At 63.1% G+C, this 22,067-nt stretch carries 25 protein-coding genes and 1 tRNA gene; 14 read left to right on the plus strand and 12 right to left on the minus strand.

Annotated elements, in window-relative coordinates:
• Positions 1–85 precede the first annotated feature (85 nt).
• A complete protein-coding gene (locus tag NKI06_RS23350) occupies positions 86–442 on the plus strand; it encodes a hypothetical protein (protein ID WP_050485907.1) in 357 nt (118 codons plus the stop codon).
• 118 nt (positions 443–560) lie between these two features.
• Here the strand turns inward: NKI06_RS23350 and NKI06_RS23355 are convergent, their stop codons facing one another.
• Entirely contained in the window at positions 561–1,472 is a 912-nt protein-coding gene (locus NKI06_RS23355; RefSeq protein ID WP_352987384.1) for a DUF2865 domain-containing protein, read from the minus strand.
• Positions 1,473–1,763: 291 nt separating this feature from the next.
• On the opposite strand from NKI06_RS23355, the gene NKI06_RS23360 reads away from it, so the two are divergent.
• Positions 1,764–1,979 (plus strand): hypothetical protein, encoded by a 216-nt coding sequence (locus tag NKI06_RS23360; RefSeq protein WP_352987385.1) that lies wholly within the window; start codon positions 1,764–1,766, stop codon positions 1,977–1,979.
• A 133-nt stretch (positions 1,980–2,112) separates the two neighbouring features.
• Here the strand turns inward: NKI06_RS23360 and tolA are convergent, their stop codons facing one another.
• The 6 genes from tolA to NKI06_RS23390 form a co-directional block, all read right to left on the minus strand.
• Entirely contained in the window at positions 2,113–2,481 is a 369-nt protein-coding gene (tolA, locus tag NKI06_RS23365) for a cell envelope integrity protein TolA (protein WP_023690097.1), read from the minus strand.
• A 220-nt stretch (positions 2,482–2,701) separates the two neighbouring features.
• Positions 2,702–3,583: a glutathione S-transferase family protein gene (locus NKI06_RS23370; protein ID WP_352987386.1), complete on the minus strand. Its 882-nt coding sequence runs from the start codon at positions 3,581–3,583 to the stop codon at positions 2,702–2,704.
• Between the two features lie 24 nt (positions 3,584–3,607).
• Entirely contained in the window at positions 3,608–4,189 is a 582-nt protein-coding gene (locus NKI06_RS23375) for a VOC family protein (RefSeq protein WP_023818427.1), read from the minus strand.
• Positions 4,190–4,778: 589 nt separating this feature from the next.
• Positions 4,779–4,853, minus strand: a tRNA-Glu gene (locus NKI06_RS23380).
• A 92-nt stretch (positions 4,854–4,945) separates the two neighbouring features.
• Positions 4,946–5,353 carry a VOC family protein gene (locus NKI06_RS23385; RefSeq protein WP_352522072.1) on the minus strand — a complete coding sequence of 136 codons (408 nt, stop codon included), beginning with the start codon at positions 5,351–5,353 and terminating at the stop codon, positions 4,946–4,948.
• Between the two features lie 13 nt (positions 5,354–5,366).
• Entirely contained in the window at positions 5,367–5,747 is a 381-nt protein-coding gene (locus NKI06_RS23390) for a hypothetical protein (RefSeq protein WP_023690093.1), read from the minus strand.
• 25 nt (positions 5,748–5,772) lie between these two features.
• Here NKI06_RS23390 and NKI06_RS23395 point away from each other — a divergent pair, with 25 nt between their 5' ends.
• Positions 5,773–6,831, plus strand: a complete 1,059-nt coding sequence (locus NKI06_RS23395) for an RluA family pseudouridine synthase (protein ID WP_352987387.1) — start codon at positions 5,773–5,775, stop codon at positions 6,829–6,831.
• 188 nt (positions 6,832–7,019) lie between these two features.
• Positions 7,020–7,931 carry an RNA polymerase sigma factor RpoH gene (gene rpoH, locus NKI06_RS23400; RefSeq protein ID WP_023670124.1) on the plus strand — a complete coding sequence of 304 codons (912 nt, stop codon included), beginning with the start codon at positions 7,020–7,022 and terminating at the stop codon, positions 7,929–7,931.
• Between the two features lie 308 nt (positions 7,932–8,239).
• On the opposite strand, the gene NKI06_RS23405 is transcribed toward rpoH, so the two are convergent.
• The 4 genes from NKI06_RS23405 to NKI06_RS23420 all read right to left on the minus strand — a co-directional run bounded on the left by NKI06_RS23405 (position 8,240) and on the right by NKI06_RS23420 (position 10,758).
• Entirely contained in the window at positions 8,240–9,112 is an 873-nt protein-coding gene (locus NKI06_RS23405; RefSeq protein ID WP_352987388.1) for an MBL fold metallo-hydrolase, read from the minus strand.
• Between the two features lie 145 nt (positions 9,113–9,257).
• A complete protein-coding gene (locus NKI06_RS23410) occupies positions 9,258–9,917 on the minus strand; it encodes a peroxiredoxin (protein ID WP_023670126.1) in 660 nt (219 codons plus the stop codon).
• Between the two features lie 190 nt (positions 9,918–10,107).
• A complete protein-coding gene (locus tag NKI06_RS23415) occupies positions 10,108–10,473 on the minus strand; it encodes a cell division protein ZapA (protein ID WP_023670127.1) in 366 nt (121 codons plus the stop codon).
• A 12-nt stretch (positions 10,474–10,485) separates the two neighbouring features.
• On the minus strand, positions 10,486–10,758 hold the full coding sequence (locus NKI06_RS23420; RefSeq protein ID WP_023670128.1) for a DUF4164 domain-containing protein: 273 nt from the start codon (positions 10,756–10,758) through the stop codon (positions 10,486–10,488).
• A 273-nt stretch (positions 10,759–11,031) separates the two neighbouring features.
• On the opposite strand from NKI06_RS23420, the gene tkt reads away from it, so the two are divergent.
• From tkt to NKI06_RS23460, 8 genes are all read left to right on the plus strand, one after another.
• Positions 11,032–13,023: a transketolase gene (gene tkt / locus NKI06_RS23425; RefSeq protein ID WP_352987389.1), complete on the plus strand. Its 1,992-nt coding sequence runs from the start codon at positions 11,032–11,034 to the stop codon at positions 13,021–13,023.
• 155 nt (positions 13,024–13,178) lie between these two features.
• Complete coding sequence (gap, locus tag NKI06_RS23430; RefSeq protein WP_027050775.1) at positions 13,179–14,189, plus strand: type I glyceraldehyde-3-phosphate dehydrogenase; 1,011 nt, start codon at positions 13,179–13,181, stop codon at positions 14,187–14,189.
• Positions 14,190–14,394: 205 nt separating this feature from the next.
• Complete coding sequence (locus NKI06_RS23435; RefSeq protein WP_352987390.1) at positions 14,395–16,281, plus strand: potassium/proton antiporter; 1,887 nt, start codon at positions 14,395–14,397, stop codon at positions 16,279–16,281.
• Positions 16,282–16,426: 145 nt separating this feature from the next.
• Positions 16,427–17,629: a phosphoglycerate kinase gene (locus NKI06_RS23440; RefSeq protein WP_352987391.1), complete on the plus strand. Its 1,203-nt coding sequence runs from the start codon at positions 16,427–16,429 to the stop codon at positions 17,627–17,629.
• Positions 17,630–17,750: 121 nt separating this feature from the next.
• Positions 17,751–18,776: a class I fructose-bisphosphate aldolase gene (locus NKI06_RS23445; protein ID WP_352987392.1), complete on the plus strand. Its 1,026-nt coding sequence runs from the start codon at positions 17,751–17,753 to the stop codon at positions 18,774–18,776.
• Positions 18,777–18,949: 173 nt separating this feature from the next.
• Complete coding sequence (locus NKI06_RS23450) at positions 18,950–19,690, plus strand: DUF899 domain-containing protein (protein WP_352987393.1); 741 nt, start codon at positions 18,950–18,952, stop codon at positions 19,688–19,690.
• Between the two features lie 63 nt (positions 19,691–19,753).
• Positions 19,754–20,467: an SGNH/GDSL hydrolase family protein gene (locus NKI06_RS23455; RefSeq protein ID WP_352987394.1), complete on the plus strand. Its 714-nt coding sequence runs from the start codon at positions 19,754–19,756 to the stop codon at positions 20,465–20,467.
• A gap of 25 nt (positions 20,468–20,492) precedes the next feature.
• Positions 20,493–20,813 (plus strand): hypothetical protein, encoded by a 321-nt coding sequence (locus NKI06_RS23460; protein WP_156941061.1) that lies wholly within the window; start codon positions 20,493–20,495, stop codon positions 20,811–20,813.
• Positions 20,814–20,822: 9 nt separating this feature from the next.
• Here NKI06_RS23460 and NKI06_RS23465 read toward each other — a convergent pair whose 3' ends face one another.
• Positions 20,823–20,984, minus strand: a complete 162-nt coding sequence (locus tag NKI06_RS23465) for a hypothetical protein (RefSeq protein ID WP_023670137.1) — start codon at positions 20,982–20,984, stop codon at positions 20,823–20,825.
• Between the two features lie 204 nt (positions 20,985–21,188).
• Here NKI06_RS23465 and NKI06_RS23470 point away from each other — a divergent pair, with 204 nt between their 5' ends.
• Both NKI06_RS23470 and NKI06_RS23475 read left to right on the plus strand, forming a co-directional pair.
• Positions 21,189–21,359, plus strand: coding sequence for a hypothetical protein (locus NKI06_RS23470; RefSeq protein ID WP_023670139.1), 171 nt, complete (start codon positions 21,189–21,191; stop codon positions 21,357–21,359).
• 181 nt (positions 21,360–21,540) lie between these two features.
• Positions 21,541–21,951, plus strand: a complete 411-nt coding sequence (locus NKI06_RS23475; protein WP_031205930.1) for a hypothetical protein — start codon at positions 21,541–21,543, stop codon at positions 21,949–21,951.
• Positions 21,952–22,067 lie beyond the last annotated feature (116 nt).

The following is a 22,067-nucleotide window of genomic DNA, read 5'->3' on the forward strand; positions in this document are numbered from 1 at the left end:
GCGGCCAGAGCCACATTGCCCTGCGGTATTCCGCCGGTTGTCGGCGGAACCCCGGCCGGGCTATAAGTCGGCGGGGGTGTTGCTGATGACGGGTTGGATCGTGCCTTGTTTCCTGTGCCTGGCGCTGCTTGCGGGCAGCGGCTGCGCACGCAGCTATGACGGCACGGTGGTGATCCCGAAGCCGCTCGATATCAGGCGGGTCTGGGATCGCGATCCGTCGCAGACCGAGGCCAGCCGGATGCAGGCGGAAGCCGGTGTGTTTCCGACGCCGCCGCCGCAGGAGCCCTACCGGCCCGCGGCACGCAGGCACACAACGCAAATTGCCGCGCCAAGGCGGCACGTCAGGTCCAGCCCGCCCAGCATGGCTTCCGAACCGGCCAATCCGCTCACCTGCAAGAATGTCAGCGAACCCGGCAAACGCTACAGGATGGTTTGCGAATAGCTGGTACTTGAGCAATTCCAGGAAAAGTGTGAAACGGTTTTCCGTCCGGAATTGCGTAAAACAAAGACATAGAGCGGTTCGCCGTTTCGGTGAAACGGTGAAACGCTCTAGGCGCAGGTTACTCCGCCGGGAAGAAAGCCGGCCCGACCACCCTGACCGGCCGCGAGCCGGCCAATAGCTCGACCGACTCTCGCTGGGCGGCGCCCCTGGCCTCTGCAGCGTCTGCGCCAGGCTGGGGAATTTGCGCCACGGTGCCAAGATCCGGCTTCGCTGACGGAAAAGGAATGATCGCGTTGGCCATATTGGCTGGCGTCACCGTGCGCGCTCTCAGCTCGGCAACGCGCCGGTGATAGCGCTTGAGGTCGCAGGCCCTGAAGTTCGCATCACCGCGATATTTGAAGGCCGTCGGCAGGTCCTTGTAGGATGTGCGCGTATCGAGCGCGACCATCTCTTCGGTTTCAAGGCTTGGGTCCCTGAGCGTGTACAGGTCGACGCCGGCATCGTCGCAGATGTAGCGGCACTGGTCGACCATCTCCTTGACATCGCCGCCTTGCACGAACTGCGATTTCGGCGCCGGGAAGAAATAGCCGTCGGTGAGACGAACGCAAAACAGCATCGAATTGCTGCCGATCATGGCGCCAGCCGGACGCTGTCTTTGTTGCCCGGCGGCGGGCGTGCAGCCGAGCGCGACGAGCCTGGCCTGCAGTCCGGACGCATCCCGGCGCGAAACCGCGGCGCCGGCGATCTGGCGTTGCACCTGTGTGCGGCTTTTGGCGAGGTCGGCGCAAGCATTGAAGAACCCGCCCACCGCACTTTGCGCCGTGCACCGGCGTTGCCTCTCCAGCCCCTGGATCGCCGCAAGCTGGCGACGCAGCTGCGCAAGCTCGGGGCTGATCCCGCCGCTGCGGCCGGACGGTGCCAGCTGGCTCCTGAGCGCGGCGCATGGATCGGCAAGGGAAGCCGAAATGCCGAGGACGCTTGCCGCTACCGACACCAGTGCAAAGGTCACGACAAGCCACAAACGCATCATCGGCGACACCTGGTCCTTGTACCCCTGTGGAGCCGATCGCCGCTCCAGCCGATTGAGCCTCAATGCGTGAGGCAAGTCTAATTGAAGAGACGCCAACAACCGCCAGGTATTTTATGCCGAGTGTATTATGCGGTTCCTGTAAATTCGCTATTACACTTTTGTTTCAAGATTGAGACGTAGCCAGGCTTGGGCGAGCCCAGGCCGCCGCAATCATCGATCCCGCGTTATCGGCCCTTGCGGATGAAACCTTTCTCCGGTGTCTCGCGTTGTGTCGGGCAAAGGAGACCGAAGATGTCTATTCACTTCACTGTCTCTGGCCTGACCAGGAACCTGTTCCACTCGCTGGGGCTGGACCATGAGCGGGGGCCGAGAGCGCTCGATCCCGAACAGAGCCTGCTGCTGGAATGCTATCTGGCCGGACAGATTCCGGAATCCGCCTGGGCCGACTACGTCTTCGAGACGCCGGAACTGCAGCGGCATGTCGATATCAGACGGCCGCACAGCTGATCAGAGCAATTTCAGCAAAAGTGTGAGCCGTTTTCCGGGAAAAGCGCGTAGCGCTTTCCCCTGGGAATTGCGTCAAGACAACGAGAGAGCGGGTCGCCGTTTCTGTGAAACGGTGAAACGCTCGCCCGCTCGCCTACTGCTTGGGCGAAGCGAATTGCACGGTGAAGACATTGCCCGCGACGCCTTGCGCCAGCGTCGGCGAAAAGCTCAACGGCAAGCACTTTTGCAGGGCAGTGGTTGCGGCGTCGACGAATGATTTCCTGGTATCCGCATCGCCATCGACCTTGATCGCCGTCGGCCGCGGCGGACCGATCAGCGTGCCGTCGCGCTTGAAGCTGAAGCTCAAGGTGACGCTGGCATTTCCAACACCCGCCGGCGGCGTCCAGCACGCCTGGATGGCATCGCCGACCTCCGCCATCGTGTCGAGCGGCGCGGCATTGCACGGGTAGCCTCCGACCAACACAACACCGGCAATCGCAAACACTCTCGCTACGCCCTTCATCGCAAAGCTCCTCGTGTGTCGTCCGCCGACCATGATGGTAGGGTCGAAGCAGACGATGGCAATATGCCTGATGTCGGACTTTACGGCAGGAGACGCGCCTGATGGCGCATCGGCGAAAAGCAAAAGGCCGGCATTGCGCCGACCTTTCCCTTCACCCTTGCGCCAGTACATCCGTGGTCGCGCGGTGCCTTCAATAGACAGCGTTCTGGTTAATGAATCCTTAGCGTTGCGCGCTGGCCTGCGACTTCACATAGGCGATGTAGCCGCGCACGTCGCCGGCCGGCTCGGCATAGGCCTGGCCGAGTTTCTTCTCCATCGCCTCGACATACTCCTTGGCCCATTTGGGCAGCGCATAGTCGATGACGGCCAGGAACTCCAGCGTCGATGCCAGGCGTATGTCGGCGATCGACGGGTGCTTACCGCCGATGAACGGCTTGCCGTCCCTGAAGAAGGAGTGAAACACCTCCAGCGGCTCGGCAATTGCTGCCATGGCGGCCTTCTGCGCCTCGGACTTCTTCTCCGGATGGGCGTCGCTATGGCCGACTTCGCCGGCATAGTGCGGGAAACCCAGCGCCGGATAGGTGGCGCGCGCCACATACGGGTAGAGCGTGCCGATCAGGTAGAACATGGCGCTGTCGACCATCGCCCGCTTGGCCGGCGCCTTGGGATAGAATTTCTCCAGCCCGTGCTTGTTGGCGAGATACTGCATGATGGCACAGCTCTCCCACAGCACGCCGCGCGGCAGCCCCTTGTCCTCGATCATCGGCGTCAGATGCGCCGGATTGCGCGCCATATATTCCGGCGACCGCGTGTGGCCCCAGGCGTCGGTCTCGGCGGCGTCGAACCCGGCTGCACGGGCAAACACCCGGACGGTCATGTTGTTGACGCTCGGCTTCAGCATCGAGAGCTTCAGCGCCGGTTTTTTCGCCGCCTTGGCCTTCGGCCCCGACATCTTAGTAGCCGGCTTTGTCGCGGCTTTCGCGGCCGGCTTTTCGGCTGCCTTCGGCGCGGCCTTTACGGCCGCCTTTGCGGCCGGCTTCGCAGCCGCTTTTGCCGCAGGCTTGGCCGCTGATTTGCCAGCGCTCTTAACTGTCTTTGCCATTGGGTCCTCCCCTTTTGCTGGCCGTCAGTATGGATTCTTCGGCGTCCGGTCGTCTGACAAGGTCGCGCGCGACCATTCGACCAGCGTCTGGATCGCGTCGGCAAGGTGCACTTCGGCGATGTTGTAGTCGCCGCGCGCAACGCGCAGCTTGTGCGCCTGCATCAGCACATCGGCGTGGGTGAAGCCGGCCGGCGGCTCAAAGCGATAGGACGCTAGCTCGATCAACAGGCCGAGCGGATCCTCGAAATAGATCGAATCCATGAAGCCGCGATCCTTGACACCGCTGTGCTTGATGGCGCGCTCGTCGAGCCGGGCGACCGCCTGCAGGAAGGTCACGCGCGACACCGAGAACGCAATATGATGGACGCAGCCCGGTTCGGTGGGCGTGCGCCGCTTGACCGGCGTGCGGCTCTCGTCGGTGAAGACGGTGATCAGCCTGCCGTCGCCGGGATCGAAATAAAGATGGCTTTCGCTTGGCTTGTCGAGATTGGGTTGCTCGAAAATGAACGGCATGCCGAGCACGCCCTCCCAGAAATCGATCGAGGTCTGGCGGCCGGCGCCGACGAGCGTGATGTGATGGACGCCCTGCGACTGCAGTTTCTGCATCGGTCTCCTCCTCGCCGGCCCTCGCCTATGTTCCCCGGCGTCTTGCGCGCCGCAACGCCCTTTGGCGAGGCTTCGTACATGATGCTAGTGCAATTGGCCGCGCCGCGCCAGAAGCTCGCGGAAACTGCCGGCGCTGGATGGTGAACGGGCTTGAGTTGCATGACCTGAGGCTATGCAACAGCTCTGAGCTCGGCCTCCGCCAGCGTTCCCAGGCCCGCGCATTCGGCGCATGCCATCGTCTGCCCGGGACAGCCGGCCCGGTGCGTGCCTTGCGGGCAGCAATGCCCTTTCGACTCACGCCATTTCAAGCAATCGAAAACCTGCCCGCTGCCGTGACAGCACGGGCATATCATTTTTGCCGAATTCATGCCTGCTATGCCAAACCAAATCCGCGTTGCCGCAGATGCTATCCCCGCACCGCAAGTAACAGAGATCGCTACGCTTTCAAGCGTCGCGGCCTGACTTAAATTGGGTGTATTCGGGTGCGCGGACTTGCCGAATTTCGCTGATGCGCCGACCCTCGCGGTCACACGCGATCCGCGCGGCTGCTGCCCGAAATTTTCGATGATGCGGAAGGAAAGTCGTTGCTTGGTACGCCCAAGGGGAATCGAACCCCTGTTCCCGCCGTGAGAGGGCGGTGTCCTGACCGCTAGACGATGGGCGCGTTCAAGAACCGGCGATATAGGCTGACGGTTTGGAAAAAGCAACTGGGCTTGGAACGGCCGGACCGCTTCTGTGTAATGTCGCTTCGCGAACCTAGCGTTTCGGCTCGATCAGGTCCCACAGATTGCCGTAGAGATCGGCGAAAACCGCCACGGTACCGTAGGGCTCATGGCGTGGCGTTTCGTGGAAGTCGACGCCGTTTTCCAGCATGGTCGCATGGTCACTGTCAAAATCATCGGTTTCGAGAAACAAAACCACGCGGCCTCCGGTCTGGTCGCCGACGCGGCTCTTCTGCACATCGTCCAATGCTTCCGCCAGAAGCAGCCGGGGCCCTTGCCCGACCGCCGGCGTTACCGTCACCCAGCGCTTGCCGTCGCCGAGCTCGATGTCGTCGCAAAGGACAAAGCCAAGCTTGCCGACATACCAGGCGATCGCCTCGTCATAGTCGGCGACGACGAGCGTGATGGTTGCGATGCGGCGATGTTCGGCAAACCCGGTCATAGTTTCGGCCCGGCTATTTGTTGCGGATGGCGAAGCGGCCGATGATACGGCGCTCGGCGATGTCGTAGACGAAGATGGTGCGGCTGCCGTCGCTGAGCTCGGCGTCGATCGAAATGCGATTGCCCGACAGAGCCTGGCTGATCACCTTGGCTCCGACCGGGAGCACTATGTCGGCCGCGAGCGGCTCGCCGGGCGGAACTGGAATGTCGTTGGCGAGCGGCGGGTTCGCGGGCGGCGCCTTGCGCGATTTGTAGACAATGGCCGCGATCACCACCATAAGGGCCAGCAAAAGCAGGCCGAGATTGATGGCCATGAAGCGGATGAGCCTGCCGCGCACCTTTTCGATCTCGGGATCGAGCGGCTTTTCTTCTTCATCGGCAACGGGCCGGGCCATGGCAGAACTTTCCGGAACTTTTTCGATGAGCGCTCATAACGAAGAGACCCCTGAATTGATAGAGGCTGGACAATTCATAGAGGCGGCGCCGACCGTGCTCGAAGCCGGCGCGGAAGCGGCCGGCCAGCGCCTCGACCAGTGGCTGGCGAGCGCCCTCGGGCCTGACATGTCGCGCAGCCGGGTGCAGATGCTGATCCGGCAAGGTGCCGTTTCGATCGACGGCAAGCCGGTCGACGAGACCAAGCGCAAGATGAGTGCCGGCGAGCGCGTATCGGTCGTCATGCCCGAGCCGGAACCGGCCGAACCGCAAGGCGAGGCCATCGCGCTCGACGTGCTTTATGAGGACGACGAGCTGATCGTCATCAACAAGCCGGCCGGCCTCGTCGTCCATCCCGGCGCCGGCAACTGGACCGGCACGCTGGTCAATGCCCTGATCCACCACTGCGGCGACAGTCTTTCAGGCATTGGCGGCGTCAGGCGGCCGGGCATCGTCCATCGGCTGGACAAGGAAACCAGCGGCGTCATGGTGGTGGCCAAGACCGACCGCGCCCACAAGGCGCTGTCGGAGGCCTTTGCCGACCACGGCCGCACCGGCGACCTCGAACGTGCTTATTTGGCGCTGGTTTGGGGCATCCCTCCACGGCCGACCGGAACGGTCGACGCGCCGCTTGGCCGTGCCGCCGACCGCGTGCGCCGCGCCGTCGTGCCGGAAGGCCGTGACGATGCCCGCCACGCCGTGACCCATTTCACCGTCAAGGAGCGTTTCGGCGAGGGCCAGCAGTCGTTCGCCACCGCCAGCCTGGTCGAATGCCGGCTGGAAACCGGCCGCACCCACCAGATCCGCGTTCACATGGCCCATATCGGCCATCCCGTCATCGGTGACCCCGATTACGGCCAGGCCTTCCGCACCAAGGCCAACCGGCTGCCCGAACTGCTGAAGGGTCAGGTCAAGGCATTTTCCAGGCAAGCTTTGCATGCCTGGCTTCTTGCATTTCGGCACCCGGCTACCCATTTATCGATGAGGTTCGAGGCGCCGATACCGGGGGACATGGAGGAACTCGTCGGCGGCTTCCGCAAGCTCTGAACCAGCCAGCTAAAACCTGAGCGGCATTGTTCACTTCAGCGTGACACACTGTTTCGTGTTGAACAAATGCCTGTCTTTTCTGGTTTTGTTCCTATATAAATCAGTTGCCGCGGGCGAGCCTTTTGGTGCTCGCGTCACATGCCCGCCGCGTTTCGGGGGCATAACTCCAATAGAGAGGGGGCGCAATCATGGCCCAGTCACTACCCAGTATTGTTTCCGGCGAAGGCGGCCTCAGCCGCTACCTGGAAGAAATCCGCCGCTTTCCCATGCTTCAGCCGCAGGAAGAGTACATGCTCGCCAAGCGCTACGCCGAGCATGAAGACACCAGCGCTGCGCACAAGCTCGTCACCAGCCACCTTCGGCTCGTTGCCAAGATCGCCATGGGCTATCGCGGCTACGGCCTGCCGATCGGCGAAGTGATCTCGGAAGGCAATGTCGGCCTGATGCAGGCCGTCAAGAAATTCGAACCCGAGCGTGGCTTCCGCCTCGCGACCTACGCCATGTGGTGGATCAAGGCCTCGATCCAGGAGTACATCCTGCGCTCGTGGAGCCTGGTCAAGATGGGCACGACCGCCAATCAGAAGCGCCTGTTCTTCAACCTGCGCAAGGTGAAGGGCAAGATCCAGGCGCTGGACGATGGCGACCTCAAGCCCGACCAGATCACCGAGATCGCCACCAGGCTGAACGTGTCGGAAGCCGAAGTCGTGTCGATGAACCGCCGCCTGTCGGGCGACGCGTCGCTGAACGCGCCGATCCGCGCCAGCGAAGGTGAATCCGGCGAATGGCAGGACTGGCTGGTCGATGACCACGAAAGCCAGGAAGACATGCTGATCGAGCAGGACGAGCTGGAAAACCGCCGCGGCATGCTGTCGGGCGCTCTGGCCGTGCTCAACGATCGTGAGCGGCGCATCTTCGAGGCCCGCCGCCTCGCCGAGGAGCCACTGACGCTGGAAGAGCTGTCGTCCGAGTTCGACATCAGCCGCGAGCGCGTGCGCCAGATCGAGGTGCGCGCCTTCGAGAAGGTGCAGGACGCGGTCAAGGCCGCCGCCAAGCGCCAGATGCAGGCGCTGCGCACGATCGAGGCGCAGCCCGCGGCGTAAAGCCGGGTTCGGCTAAGGAACAGAAGGCGGCGTCGGGAAACCGGCGCCGCCTTTTTTGTTTTGTCGTCCGTCGGTGGTTAGCGAAAGTCGGGCAACAGCTGATCTCCCCCCTTGAGGGGGAGATGTCCGGCAGGACAGAGGGGGGCGTGACGGATCGCAGCTTGCGATTTTAACTATCCCCAACCTGGAATTGTTCGAGCACACAGCAAAGGTCGGCGGGACAGCACCCCCCTCTGCCCTGCCGGGCATCTCCCCCTCAAGTGGGGAGATTGGCAGCTTCGGCGACGGCGCCTACAGCATGAACCGATCTACAGCCCATCCAGCGGAAACTTGAGATACCTTCGGCCATTGGCCTCTGGTTCCGGCAGCCTCCCGCCATTCATGTTGACCTGCAGCGCATGCAGGATCAGCCGCGGCATCGGCAGTGTCTTGTCGCGCGCTTCGCGCAAGGCGACGAACTCGGCTTTGCGGCGCGCCGCAACGAGGTGGATATTCTTTGCCCTCTGCTCGGCGACCGTGCTCTCCCAGCACGGCTCGCGCCCGCCGGCCTGATAGTCGTGGCCGACGAACACCCGCGTATCGTCCGGCAGCGCCAGAATGCCCTCAATCGAATGCCACAGCCGCGCGGCACTGCCGCCGGGAAAGTCCGTCCTTGCCGAGCCGCTGTCGGGCATGAACAGCGTGTCGTGGACGAAGGCTGCGTCGCCAATGACATAGGTGATCGAGGCGAGCGTGTGGCCGGGCGAGAACAGCACCTTGACCGGCAGGTTGCCGATCATGAACGTTTCGCCTTCCCCAAACAGCCGGTCCCACTGCGAGCCGTCTGCGGGGAAATCCGGCCAGTTGTAGATCGCCTTCCACAGCGCCTGGACTTCGATGATCCTGTCGCCGATCGCCGTCGGCGCGCCGGTCTTTTCCCGGAGATAGTGCGCCGCCGAGAAATGATCGGCATGCGGATGGGTGTCCAGGATCCACTCGAGCTCCAGCCCGTTTTCGCGGATAAAATCCAGCAAGGCGTCGGCATTCTTCGTCGCCGTCGCGCCGGATTTTTCGTCGAAATCGAGGATCGGGTCGATGACGGCGCAGCGTCTCGTCACCGGGTCGGTGACGACATACTGGATGGCGCCGGTCGGCTTGTCGTAGAAGCCGGCGACCTCAGGTTTGGCCGAAGCGATGTCCAATGTCCGGCCCCCCTGCCCCTTGCCCGACAGGAACCGTTTTCTCCGTCGGGTTGAACAAGAGCATGGTCATCTGGCAAAGCGCGCCGGTCAAGCACGCCTTGCCACAAATAGGACTGAAGCCCCAAATAGCTCCGACGGAGAAAACCTAGGCTGACGGCTGCTTGGTCTTCCTGAGATAGGGCAGGATCGTCTCGAAAGCGCCAAAACGCTTGACCGCATCTTCGTTCGAAACCGCGGCGGTGATGATCACATCCTCGCCCTGCTTCCAGTTGGCCGGCGTCGCCACCTGGTGCTTGGCCGTCAGCTGCATGGAATCGACCGCGCGCAGGATCTCGTCGAAGTTGCGGCCCGTCGTCATTGGGTAAGTCAGCACCAGCTTGATCTTCTTGTCCGGCCCGATGACATAGACCGAGCGCACCGTGGCGTTGTCGGCCGGCGTGCGGCCTTCCGACGTCTCGCCGGCGCCCGCCGGCAGCATGTCATAAAGCTTGGCCACCTTGAGGTCCTTGTCGCCAATCAGCGGGTAGTTCACCGTCTGGCCGGTCGCCGTCTTGATGTCGGCCTGCCACTTGTCGTGGCTCGCAACGGGATCGACGGAAATGCCGATGACCTTGACGTTGCGCTTCTTGAACTCGCCTTCGAGCCCCGCCATCGTGCCCAGCTCGGTGGTGCAGACCGGGGTGAAATTCTTCGGATGGCTGAACAGGATCGCCCAGCCGTCGCCGATCCAGTCATGAAACTTGATCGGCCCTTGCGTGGTCTCGGCGGTGAAGTCAGGCGCGATGTCGTTGATACGAAGGCTCATGGCATTATTTCCCCAGCAACAGATTTCGTCAGGAGCGGCCGTGGACGGCGTCAACGCTCCGGCATTCCCGCATCTTAGCGCAAAAATCGCGGCTGCAGGACAATAGAAAACTATTATTGGCGACGGAACGAGCACTTTCGTTCTACGGACCGACGTTGGGCCGACAATCTTTCGTTTGTGCGGGAAAGGCTCAGGCCTTGTTGACCGCCAGCGACGTGGCCAGGTCTTCCATGCGCTGGGCGAGCGCGCCGAGCGCGCTGGTCAGCACAGTGTCGTTCTTGTCGGCCTTGGTCAGCGCTTCGTCGCGCGTCTTGCGCAGCGTCTGCACTTCGGTCTCCATGCCCTTGACCCGCTTCTGCAGCTCCGAAAGCTCGTCCATCACCATGATGCCGGCCATCACCGTCAGCCGCTGGTCGCCGATCTCGCCGAACGAATCCTTCAGATGCGAGACATAACGGTCGAACCGCTCGGCGAGGTCGATCAGGTGCTCTTCCTGACCCTCGTCGCAAGCCATGCGATACTGCTTGCCGTCGATGGAAACCGTGACCTGTGCCATGGCCTGCAGCTCCTACCTGTCCAGCACCGCGCGGATGGTTTCCATGGCGGTCACCAAGCGGCGCGACACTTCCTTGTTGGCATCTTCCAGCCGTTCGGCGCGGGCTTCGGAATTGTCGAGTTCCTGCGCCAGCCGTGAACGGTCGGCGTTCATGCGCTGCACCTCAGCCTCGGCTTCGGAATAGTCGCGCTCGTGCTCGAGCTTGGCCGCGACGGCGTTTTCCAGCCCCTCGATGGCCTTGCCCAGCCTGTGGATGACTTCCTTGAGTGTGGTTTCGCCGGTCATGGCCTTCGTCCTGTGCCCTGCCCATCACCGAATCGCTTCGCGTTCAGAACGCGTTAACAAGGAAACATTAGGCACCGGGTGAAGGCAACGTCAACAAAGCTCTCGCGACTGTCCCCCGCTAACGCTAATGTAGGTCGCCCCATAAGGTCTCAAAGCCATCACAAGACCGGCAAATGTGCAGCCGATTTGTTGACTAAAAGCCCGTGGCTGCTATGTGTCGCGCACTCTTTCCTGGGCTCTGCCAAGCCCACAAATCCCCACCCCGGAGGTACCATGACGTCGCGTGAACAACATGACCGGATGGCCAATGCGATCCGTTTTCTCTCCATGGACGCCGTCGAGAAGTCCCAGTCCGGCCATCCCGGCCTGCCCATGGGCTGCGCCGACATCGCCACAGTGCTGTTCACCCGCTTTCTGAAATATGATCCGAAGAACCCCCATTGGCCGGACCGCGACCGCTTCATCCTGTCGGCCGGCCATGGTTCTATGCTGCTCTACTCGCTGCTGCATCTGACCGGTTACGAGGACATGACCCTCGACCAGATCAAGCATTTCCGCCAGCTGGGTTCCAAGACCGCCGGCCATCCCGAATACGGCCATGCCACCGGCATCGAGACGACGACCGGCCCGCTCGGCCAGGGTGTCGCCAATTCGGTCGGCTTCGCGCTCGGCGAGCGCATCATGAACGCCGCCTTCGGCAACGACCTCGTCGACCACTACACCTATGTCCTGGCCGGCGACGGCTGCCTGATGGAAGGGGTTTCGCAGGAAGCCATCGCGCTGGCCGGGCACCTCAAGCTCAACAAGCTGATCGTCTTCTGGGACAACAACAACATCTCGATCGACGGTCCGGTTTCGCTTGCAGACAACACCGACCAGGTCGCCCGCTTCCAGGCCTCGGGCTGGAACGCCAGCCACATTGACGGCACCGACCCCGAGGCGATCGCCTACGCCATCGAAGCCGCCCGCCATTCCGACAAGCCGACGATGATCGCCTGCAAGACGACCATCGGCTTCGGCGCCCCGACCAAGGCCGGCACCAACAAGGCCCACGGTTCGCCGCTCGGCGCCGACGAGATCGCAGGCGCGCGGAAATTCTTCAACTGGGACTCGCCGCCCTTCGAAATTCCGGCCGACATTCTCGACGCCTGGCGCACCGCCGGCAAGGCCGGCGTCAAGCCGCGCACCGACTGGGAAGGCCGCCTGGCCAAGGCCAAGCCTGAGTTGAAGACCGAGTTCGAGCGCCGCCTCGCCGGCAAGCTGCCGTCGAATTTCGATGCCGTCATTGCCGACTACAAGAAGAAGCTGTCGGCCGACAAGCCGAAGGTCGCCACCCGCAAATCGTCGGAAATGGCGCTGGAAGTCATCAATGGCGCGGTGCCGGAAACCATCGGCGGCTCTGCCGACCTCACCGGCTCCAACAACACCAAGACCAGCCAGACCAAGAACATCACGCCGGACGATTACGGCCAGCGCTATGTCCACTACGGCATCCGCGAGCATGGCATGGCGGCCGCCCTCAACGGCCTGACGCTGCATGGCGGCCTCATCGCCTATGGTGGCACCTTCATGTGCTTCTCCGACTATGCCCGTCCGTCGATGCGGCTGGCGTCGCTGATGGGCATCCGCTCGATCTTCGTCATGACCCATGATTCGATCGGTTTGGGCGAAGACGGCCCGACCCACCAGCCGGTCGAGCACTTGGCGGCGCTCCGCGCCATCCCCAACCACAATGTCTTCCGCCCGGCCGACGCGGTGGAAACCGCCGAATGCTGGCAGATCGCCATTGAATCGGAAAAGACCCCGTCCACCCTGGCGCTGACCCGTCAGAACCTGCCGACGGTGCGCACCGAGCACTCGGCCAGGAACCTCAGCAGCCAGGGCGCCTATGAACTGGTCGCGGCGAGCGGCGAAGCGGCGGTGACGATCTTCGCCACCGGCTCCGAGGTCGAGATCGCGCTCGGCGCCCGTGATTTGCTTGAAAAGCATGGGCACCCGACCCGCGTCGTCTCGGTGCCTTGCTTCGAACTGTTCGACCAGCAGAGCGACGCCTACCGCAAGGAGACGATCGGCAACGCGCCGATCAAGATGGCGATCGAGGCCGGCATCCGCCAGGGCTGGGATCACCTGATCGGCTCCGACGGCATCTTCATCGGCATGACCGGCTTCGGCGCTTCCGGCACCATCGAGCAGCTCTACCCGCATTTCGGCATCACCGCCGAAGCCGCGGCCAAGGCGGCGGAAGCCCGCCTGCACGGCAAGTAAGATCAGGGTCAGTCCCGCGCACCTTCGAGGCGGATTCGCGGGGCTGGACCAACCTAATCGATTTAAATTCGGCCTTCTGCGGCTGGATTCTTGTGCCATCCGCCGCTATGAAGCTGCGGACCCATCTGCCGCCTCCAGCTCCCAGGGAGAGTAAAATGACCGTCAGAGTTGCCATCAACGGATTTGGCCGCATCGGCCGCAACATCCTGCGCGCCATCCATGAATCCGGCCGCAAGGACATCGACGTCGTCGCCGTCAACGACCTCGGCCCGGTCGAGACCAACGCGCATCTGCTGCGCTATGACAGCGTGCACGGCCGCTTCCCGCACGAAGTGTCGGTCTCGGGCGACCAGATCACCGTCGGCAAGGAGACCTTCAAGGTCACCGCGATCAAGGACCCGGCGCAACTGCCGTGGAAGGAACTCGGCATCGACATCGCGCTCGAATGCACCGGCATCTTCACCGCCCGCGACAAGGCTGCCGCGCATTTGACCGCCGGCGCCAAGCGCGTCGTCGTCTCCGCGCCTGCCGAAGGTGCTGACCTCACCGTCGTCTACGGCATCAACCACGACAAGCTGACCAAGGACCACATCGTCATCTCGAATGCGTCCTGCACCACCAACTGCCTGGCGCCGCTGGCCGCAGTGCTGCACGAGACCGTCGGCATCGAAAAGGGCATGATGACGACGATCCACTCCTACACCGGCGACCAGCCGACGCTGGACACCATGCACAAGGATCTCTACCGCGGCCGCGCGGCTGCCCTGTCGCAGATCCCGACCTCGACCGGTGCGGCCAAGGCGATCGGCCTGGTGCTGCCCGACCTCAAGGGCAAGCTCGACGGCATCTCGATCCGCGTGCCGACCCCCAACGTCTCGGTTGTCGACTTCAAGTTCATCGCCAAGCGCGCCACCTCCGTGCAGGAGATCAACGAAGCGGTGATCGCCGCCTCCAACGGCAAGTTGAAGGGCATTCTCGGCGTCACCCATCACCCGAATGTGTCGATCGACTTCAACCACGATCCGCGCTCGTCGATCCTGGCGCTCGACCAGACCAAGGTCATGGACGGCAACTTCGTTTCGGTGCTGTCCTGGTACGACAATGAGTGGGGCTTCTCTAACCGCATGGCCGACACCTCGGTCGCCTTTGGCAAGACCATCGCCTGACCTGAAGGCATCGTCTCGCAGCTTCGAACGCCCGGCTTGTCCGGGCGTTTTTCGTCAGGGCGGCGGGCAAGGCGCGCCAAGCCGCCAAACCCCGGAAAATCAGCGGCATCAGGCAAAAAGCCATCCTTGCGCCTTGCACCGGCCATGCCTTCGCCCCACTCTCCCGTGAATCGGTAGAAAGAGGAATTCGAGGGGCAAATCACGGATGGAGCATGCGATCTATCTCGTCACGCTGGTCGGCACAGCGCTAGTCGTCGCCGCAGCGTTCTCGAGCCTGATCGCCTTCCGCTTCGGCGCCCCTTTGCTGCTGCTCTTCCTCTGCATCGGCCTCGCCAGCGGCGTCGATGGTCTCGGCATCGAATTCGACAATGCGCGCGTGGCATATTTTGCCGGCTCACTGGCGCTGGCGGTCATCCTGTTCGATTCCGGTTTCGGCACGCCGCTCAACGCGCTGCGCCAGGCGGCCGGACCGGCGCTGTCGCTGGCGACCTTCGGCGTAATCCTGACCACTGGCCTGTTTGGCGCCGCCGCCTATTACCTGCTCGACCTCAGCTGGCTGGAATCCTTCCTGCTTGGAGCTGCCGTCGCCTCGACCGACGCGGCTGCGGTGTTCTTCCTGCTGCGCGCCGGCGAGATCAATCTGCGCGAGCGCGTGCGCGCGACACTGGAAGTCGAATCCGGCACCAACGACCCGATCGCCATCTTCCTGACCATCACGCTGGTCGAGATCATCGCTGCCCACGCCAATCCCGAGACCCATGTGCTGGTCACCGACCTGATCCTCGGCTTCCTGCTCAATATGGGGCTCGGCGCCGTCGTCGGCGTGCTTGGCGGGCTCGGCATCGTGCGCCTCGTCGACCGGCTCAACCTCGACCATGGCTTGCTGCCGATCTTCGTGCTGACCCTGTCGCTGATGGTGTTCGCCGCCGCCGGCGCCATTGGCGGCTCGGGCTTCCTGGCGGTCTATCTCGCCGGGCTGATTGCCGGCAACTCCGACATCCGCGCCGTCACCATCCTGAAGCGCTTCCAGGACGGCATGTCGTGGCTGGCACAGATCATCATGTTCCTGATCCTCGGCCTGTTCGCGACACCCTCGCAGTTTCCGGCGATCATGGTGCCGGCGGTGCTGCTCGGCCTGTTCCTGATGTTTGTCGCGCGCCCTGTCGCCGTCTGGCTCTGCCTGATCCCGTTCCGCCTGCCGCGTCCCGAGATCGCCTTCGTCTCCTGGGTCGGCCTGCGCGGCGCCGTGTCCATCCTGCTTGCCATCACTCCGCTGCTCGGAGGGCTGGAGAACGGCCGCACCATCTTCAACGTCGCCTTCATCATCGTTCTGGTATCGCTGGTGGTGCAGGGTTGGTCGGTCGGTCCGCTGGCGCGCCGGCTCGGCCTGATCGTGCCGGCGAGGCTCGGGCCGCTCGACAAGGTCAAACTCGAACTGCCGGGCTCCGCCCACCACGAACTGCTCGCCTACCGCGTCGCGCCCGGCAGCCCGGTGGCGCGCGGCGAGCGCATCCCGCGCTGGGCACGGCCCTCGCTGGTGCTGCGCGACGGCCGCTCGATGCGTTTCCAGGACATGGGCCGGCTCGCGGCCGGCGACCAGGTCTACATCTTCGTGCCCGACCGCTATCCGCGCCTGCTTGACAAGCTGTTCGCCAGCCGCGCCGTGGTCGACCCCGAGGATGCCGACTTCTTCGGCGCCTTCGCCGTCGATCCCGCCCGCTCGGCCGCAGAGCTCGAGGCCGCATACACTCCGGGATTGAGCGAAGCCGAGCAGAAGCTCACCGTCGGCGCGCTGGTGACGGCGCGGCTCGGCGGCCATGCCGAATATGCCGACCGGGTGCTGATCGGCCCGATCGAATTGATCGTCCGCGACGTCGACGACAAGGGCAAGATCACCGGTCTCGGCCTCTCCTTCGAGCCGACCGCGCCGGTGGCGCGGGTTCCGGTGTTCCTGAGCGCCGGCGAGATCGGCGATCGTGTCTCCGCCTTCATCCGCAACTGGCGCAAGCCGACCGAGACGCAGACTGCAGAGGCGACAGCCAATGAGAAGGCCCTTGAGCCGACGGCGGAAAAGATAACGACCGAAGGCTGACAAGCGATCGGTTCACGCTGACGTCCCGCATCATCACGACAGCCTTCGCCTTGATCTCAAAATTTAGCTCGCACCCCGGCTCAAGCCTTGCATCGTCATCGATGCGAGGTATGGTCCCGGCGATTTTCCACGGAAAGGAACCCGCATGGCCGCCTTCAAGACACTCGACGATATCGGCAATATCAGCGGCAAGCGCGTGCTGGTGCGCGTCGACCTCAACGTGCCCGTCGCCGACGGCAAGGTCACCGACGCCACCCGCATCGAACGCATTGCGCCGACCATCGCCGAACTGTCCGGCAAGGGCGCCAAGGTCATCCTGCTCGCGCATTTCGGCCGCCCGAAGAATGGTCCCTCACCCGAATTCTCGCTGGAGCCGATCGCCAAGGCTGCCGCGGAGGTGCTTGGCCGCCCCGTCGGCTTTGCCGGCGACTGCGTCGGCGACACGGCGGGCAGTGCGGTCGCCGCCATGAACAAGGGCGATGTGCTGCTGCTGGAAAACACCCGCTTCCACAAGACCGAGGAGAAGAACGACCCGGCCTTCACAGAGCGGCTCGCCGCCAATGGCGATATCTTCGTCAACGACGCCTTTTCCGCCGCCCACCGGGCACACTCCTCGACCGAAGGCCTGGCGCGGCTGTTGCCGTCCTATGCCGGCCGCACCATGCAGGCCGAGCTCGAGGCGCTGGAGAAGGGGCTCGGCAATCCGGTCCGCCCTGTCGTCGCCATTGTCGGCGGCGCCAAGGTGTCGACCAAGATCGACCTGTTGATGAACCTGGTGAAGAAGGTCGACGCGCTGGTGATCGGCGGCGGTATGGCCAACACTTTTCTCGCCGCGCGTGGCACCGCTGTCGGCAAGTCGCTGTGCGAGCATGACCTTGCCGCGACCGCCAAGCAGATCATGATCGAGGCCGCCGAAGCCGGCTGCGCCATCATCCTGCCTGTCGACGGTGTCGTCGCCAAGGAATTCAAGGCGGGTGCGGCCAGCGAGACCGTTGCCATTTCGGATGTCCCGGCTGACGGCATGATCCTCGATGTCGGCGAAAAGACCGTGAAGACGATCGGTGAATGGATCGACCGCGCCGCGACGCTGGTCTGGAACGGCCCGCTCGGCGCCTTCGAGATCGAGCCTTTCGACCACGCCACGGTGGCGGCGGCCAGGCACGCGGCGTCCCGCACCAGGGCCGGCAAGCTGGTCTCGGTCGCCGGTGGCGGGGACACGGTGGCCGCCCTCAACCATGCCGGCGTCGCCGACGATTTCACCTATGTCTCGACCGCCGGCGGCGCTTTCCTCGAATGGATGGAAGGCAAGCCGCTGCCCGGCGTCGACGTGCTGAAGAAACAAGCCTGACCGGATTGGGGGGCACAAAAACGGACGCCAGGAACTTTCAACCGATTCGAGCTTTCCGATGCCATTCCTTTGGCGGTAGAGTTCCGTTAAGCGCGGAACAACGCCGTCAAGGAGAAGCAAAATGAGCGAACGTCTCGAAGACATTGCCGCCGCGATGGTGGCCGGCGGCAAGGGCCTGCTGGCCGCCGATGAGAGCTCCGGCACCATCAAGAAGCGCTTCGACGTTATCGGCGTCGAATCGACCGCCGATAGCCGCCGCGACTACCGCGAGATGATGTTCCGCGCCAAGGACGCAATGACGAAGTACATCTCCGGCGTCATTCTCTACGACGAGACCATCCGTCAGAAGGCTGCCGACGGCACGCCTCTGGTCGACATCATCAAGGCGGCGGGCGCCATTCCCGGCATCAAGGTCGATGCCGGCGCCAAGCCACTCGCCGGCTTTCCCGGCGATACCGTTACCGAAGGCCTCGACGGCCTGCGCGAACGGCTCGCGGATTATTACAAGCTCGGCGCCCGCTTCGCCAAATGGCGCGCGGTGATCGACATCGACACAGGCAAGGGCGTGCCCTCGGTCAATTCGATTGGCTCCAACGCCCATGCGCTGGCCCGCTATGCCGCACTGTGCCAGGAGGCCGGCATCGTGCCGATCGTCGAGCCGGAAGTGCTGATGGATGGCGCGCACGACATCGACACCTGCTACGACATCTCGAAGGCAACGCTGATCAAGCTCTATGACGAGCTGCATGCGGCGCGCGTTTTGCTGGGAGGCACCATCCTGAAGCCGAACATGGTGCTGGCCGGCAGGAAGTCGGGCAAGGTGAGCAGCCCCGAAGAGGTCGCGGAAAAGACCATAAAACTGTTCCGCGAAACCGTACCGGCAGCGGTGCCGGGCATCGCCTTCCTTTCGGGCGGGCAGTCGGACGAGGAGGCGACCGCCAACCTCAACGCCATCAACGCCATCGGGCCGCATCCGTGGAAGCTGACCTTCTCCTATGGCCGGGCCTTGCAGGCCGCCCCGCAAAAGGCCTGGAGCGGCAAGGCATCGAACGTCGCCGCCGGCCAGGCCGCCTTCACCCATCGTGCCCACATGAACCATCTGGCGGCGCTGGGACAATGGACGGCGAGCCTCGAACAGGCCGCCTGAGCGCAGTCCTCCCGTTGTCATACAACCCGGGCCGATGCGCCCGGGTTTTGTTTATGCAAAGCCCGGCTTGGGCGGAGTTCGTCCATCCTTATCTACCTTTCGGCAAAAGCTGACGGCGATGTCGGTTCCTGCCCACTCCGAACGTCCTTGGGTGAGCAGACAGGGAGAACTTCATGACTCGCAGCAAGGTGGTTTCGCGTGAAGACTGGTTTGAGGCGCACAAGGCGCATCTGGCGCGCGAGAAGGAATTGACACGGTTGCGTGAGCGCATCGCCGCCGAGCGGCGTGAACTGCCCTGGATGAAAATCCGCAAGGACTATGTCTTCGAGACCGAGCAGGGTCCGAAGAACCTGGCCGGACTGTTCGGCGCCAACAGCCAACTGATCGTCTACCACTTCATGATGACGCCAGGATCGAACCACCGCTGCGAAGGATGCTCCTTCCTTGCCGACCATATAGACGGCGCCGATCAGCATCTCAGGCACCACGACGTGTCGCTGGTGGTGGTTTCGCGCGCGCCGCTGGAGGAACTGCTGCCTTACAAGCAGCGTATGGGCTGGAAATTCGACTGGGTGTCGTCCTACGCCTCGGATTTCAACTTCGACATGCAGGTCTCCTTCACCGACAAGCAGATCGCGGCCGGCGACACCACCTACAATTTCGAGACGCGTCCGCGCACGTCAAAGGACCTTCCCGGCACCAGTGTTTTCTACAAGGAAGAGAACGGCGACATATTCCTTACCTTTATGTCGCGCGCCCGCGGCGGCGAGGCGCAGATCGGCACTTACGACTATCTCGACATGACACCGAAGGGCCGCGGCGAAAATGGCCCTTACCATAGCCTGATGGACTGGGTGCGGCTGCATGACGAATATCAGGACAAGCAGGCGGACAAGCCGAACTGCTGCGACTAGAAGCTCGTTCACCTCAGGCGAAACTTGCGCTAAGGCTGCCGCTGATCTCTAAACGGTATCGCCATGCGCTTCCCGGCCCTTCTCACCTGGCTTGCCTACCCCGTTTATGTCTGGCAAGGGCTCGGCGTGCGCCGCCGCACCACCCGCATGCTGCCGGCACAAGGGCCGGTGATGCATGAGATATCCGGCAAGCCGCCGGCGATCTCGCTGCTGGTGCTGGGGGATTCCTCCGCCGCCTCGGTCGGCATCGGCAATTCCGAGGACGGGCTTGCCGCGCAGCTTGCCATGCTGATCGCAAAACGAACCGGCCTTGCCGTGCGCTGGCGCGCCGCCGGCTTCAACTCGGCAACGTCGGGCCAGATCCGCGACCACGTCCTGCCCAATCTGTCGGCCGATCCGTGGACGCACATCGTGCTCGCCATCGGCACCAACGACACCAAGAATTTCCATTCGGTACCGCGCTTCAAGAAGGAGTTCGGTGGCCTGCTCTACGCCTCGCGTGCCAAATGGCCGGAGGCGCGCGTGGTGTGGTCGCCGGTGCTGGAGTTCACCCGCGCGCCGGCCATGCCGCCGCTGCTCGGCAAGATTCTCGAAATCCGCGCTACCGCAATGAACCGCATGGGCGAGCGCCTCTGTTTCGAGCGCGGCGCCGTGCCGGCGCCACGGCTGCCGATCACCAACCCGGAGGCCGGCTTTGCCTCCGATGGCTTTCATGCCTCGGAAGCCGGTTACCGCGCCTGGGCCGAACATCTGGTCGGATGGGTGCTCGCCGATTGACCTGAGGGGGCACAAGCTCGGACTGGTGGGCTTCAGAGAACTGACGCGAGTATTTCCAAATACTGTTGATTGCAGCCTGCTTCCAATGGATCTGAGCCAGAATATCATCCAGCAGCAATGGATGAGCTACGGCCTGGATTCCGAAACCGGCAACGACACCTGCACGCTGACCGGCAACCGCGCCGAATCGAGCAAGCATGTCATTCCGGCCGGCCCGGCCAACGCCACGCCTTTTATTGCGGCGAACCTGCCGGAATTCATGACGACGCGCGGTGGCGATTACTTCTTCGTGCCCAGCCTCAACGCCATCCGGATGATTGCCATGGGAACGATGGACCCGACCTGACCCTCAAGGCTATGTCCAGTGCCCCAGCGCACCCGCCAGCGCGATGGCCGCCATGGCGATCAGGGCCAGCTTCCAGAAATCGCCGCGCCGCTTCAGGCCCGGCCAGCCGAGCGGCTTGATCAGCTGAATGGCCATCATGCCGATGATGACGAGCGCGAGGAGTTTCGACATGCCCGCCTTTGAGCAGCATCGCGACAGGCTGTCAAAGCGGTTCTTGCATGGTCTCGGTCGACTTGGCCATTCCTGACAAAAGGCTCGTTTCCGAACCGACCGCCAAGCACCTCGCAGCTTTCTTCAACGACCTGACATGCTCCTGACAGACTGCTGTCAGGAGGGGTATGCAATAGTGTCTCCATCAGAGAAGAGGAGATGGTCATGAACAGCTTTGGTATTTTGAACAGCGTACAGCACTATGTCGGCAAGATCCGCACGATGCGCAATGAAGTTCGTACCCAGCGCTTCCTGAACTCCTTGCCCGCGGACATCCGCAAGGACATTGGCTGGCCGGATATGTATGAGGGTCACAGCCGCATTCGCGAGATCTGAGGCGTTTTACATGACAATGCTTGGATGCGAACCCCGCAACGCCCGGATCATTGACATGGCCCCCCGGGCGGCGACCCCTCGGGCTGGCGCAAAAACTTTGGCGCCTGCTACGGACAATGCTGAAGGCTCCTGACAGAATGCTGTCAGGAGCACCATGCCATAAACGTGTCAGGAGACATGAATGGTGAAAAGCTGGAACGACAGGCTGAACACGCCGGGCGTCAACGGCGTGAAGCCGACGCCACGCACAATGGGCGACGTCGTCGAGGGCCAGCCGATGCTGGTGCCGACGCCCCGTCAGGTCGATGATTTCATCCGCACGATCCCCAACGGCCTCGAGATGGATGTACGCGCCTTGCGCACCGCGCTCGCCATCGAGCATGGGGCGCAAGTGACATGTCCGGTCACCATCGGTTATCATCTGCGAACCGTCGCCGAAGCCGCCAATGAGGATCTCGAACGCGGCATGACGCTGAACGATATCACGCCGTACTGGCGTGTGCTCGACGTGAACACGCCGACAACGAAGAAGTTGTCCTTCGGCGCGGAATTCGTCGCCGTGCAGCGCAGGCGCGAAGGACTTAAACCATAATGCGTGTCGCCCAAAGTGCGCAGCGGTTTTTGGGAGAACGACAAGCATAAAACAGGACATGGATGTCACCCGGAACCGGTTTTGGGACCATGACATTCATAGACAAGCAGTCGAGG

The organism is Mesorhizobium sp. M0772 (assembly GCF_040320135.1).
Lineage (GTDB): Bacteria > Pseudomonadota > Alphaproteobacteria > Rhizobiales > Rhizobiaceae > Mesorhizobium.

Bases quoted from the DNA above. Each gene is read 5' to 3' on its own strand.
- NKI06_RS23350 (WP_050485907.1), top strand. From the start codon at position 86: ATGACGGGTTGGATCGTGCCTTGTTTCCTGTGCCTGGCGCTGCTTGCG.
- NKI06_RS23355 (WP_352987384.1), bottom strand. From the start codon at position 1,472: ATGATGCGTTTGTGGCTTGTCGTGACCTTTGCACTGGTGTCGGTAGCG.
- NKI06_RS23360 (WP_352987385.1), top strand. From the start codon at position 1,764: ATGTCTATTCACTTCACTGTCTCTGGCCTGACCAGGAACCTGTTCCAC.
- tolA (WP_023690097.1), bottom strand. From the start codon at position 2,481: ATGAAGGGCGTAGCGAGAGTGTTTGCGATTGCCGGTGTTGTGTTGGTC.
- NKI06_RS23370 (WP_352987386.1), bottom strand. From the start codon at position 3,583: ATGGCAAAGACAGTTAAGAGCGCTGGCAAATCAGCGGCCAAGCCTGCG.
- NKI06_RS23375 (WP_023818427.1), bottom strand. From the start codon at position 4,189: ATGCAGAAACTGCAGTCGCAGGGCGTCCATCACATCACGCTCGTCGGC.
- NKI06_RS23385 (WP_352522072.1), bottom strand. From the start codon at position 5,353: ATGACCGGGTTTGCCGAACATCGCCGCATCGCAACCATCACGCTCGTC.
- NKI06_RS23390 (WP_023690093.1), bottom strand. From the start codon at position 5,747: ATGGCCCGGCCCGTTGCCGATGAAGAAGAAAAGCCGCTCGATCCCGAG.
- NKI06_RS23395 (WP_352987387.1), top strand. From the start codon at position 5,773: ATGAGCGCTCATAACGAAGAGACCCCTGAATTGATAGAGGCTGGACAA.
- rpoH (WP_023670124.1), top strand. From the start codon at position 7,020: ATGGCCCAGTCACTACCCAGTATTGTTTCCGGCGAAGGCGGCCTCAGC.
- NKI06_RS23410 (WP_023670126.1), bottom strand. From the start codon at position 9,917: ATGAGCCTTCGTATCAACGACATCGCGCCTGACTTCACCGCCGAGACC.
- NKI06_RS23415 (WP_023670127.1), bottom strand. From the start codon at position 10,473: ATGGCACAGGTCACGGTTTCCATCGACGGCAAGCAGTATCGCATGGCT.
- NKI06_RS23420 (WP_023670128.1), bottom strand. From the start codon at position 10,758: ATGACCGGCGAAACCACACTCAAGGAAGTCATCCACAGGCTGGGCAAG.
- tkt (WP_352987389.1), top strand. From the start codon at position 11,032: ATGACGTCGCGTGAACAACATGACCGGATGGCCAATGCGATCCGTTTT.
- gap (WP_027050775.1), top strand. From the start codon at position 13,179: ATGACCGTCAGAGTTGCCATCAACGGATTTGGCCGCATCGGCCGCAAC.
- NKI06_RS23435 (WP_352987390.1), top strand. From the start codon at position 14,395: ATGGAGCATGCGATCTATCTCGTCACGCTGGTCGGCACAGCGCTAGTC.
- NKI06_RS23440 (WP_352987391.1), top strand. From the start codon at position 16,427: ATGGCCGCCTTCAAGACACTCGACGATATCGGCAATATCAGCGGCAAG.
- NKI06_RS23445 (WP_352987392.1), top strand. From the start codon at position 17,751: ATGAGCGAACGTCTCGAAGACATTGCCGCCGCGATGGTGGCCGGCGGC.
- NKI06_RS23450 (WP_352987393.1), top strand. From the start codon at position 18,950: ATGACTCGCAGCAAGGTGGTTTCGCGTGAAGACTGGTTTGAGGCGCAC.
- NKI06_RS23455 (WP_352987394.1), top strand. From the start codon at position 19,754: ATGCGCTTCCCGGCCCTTCTCACCTGGCTTGCCTACCCCGTTTATGTC.
- NKI06_RS23465 (WP_023670137.1), bottom strand. From the start codon at position 20,984: ATGTCGAAACTCCTCGCGCTCGTCATCATCGGCATGATGGCCATTCAG.
- NKI06_RS23470 (WP_023670139.1), top strand. From the start codon at position 21,189: ATGAACAGCTTTGGTATTTTGAACAGCGTACAGCACTATGTCGGCAAG.
- NKI06_RS23475 (WP_031205930.1), top strand. From the start codon at position 21,541: ATGGTGAAAAGCTGGAACGACAGGCTGAACACGCCGGGCGTCAACGGC.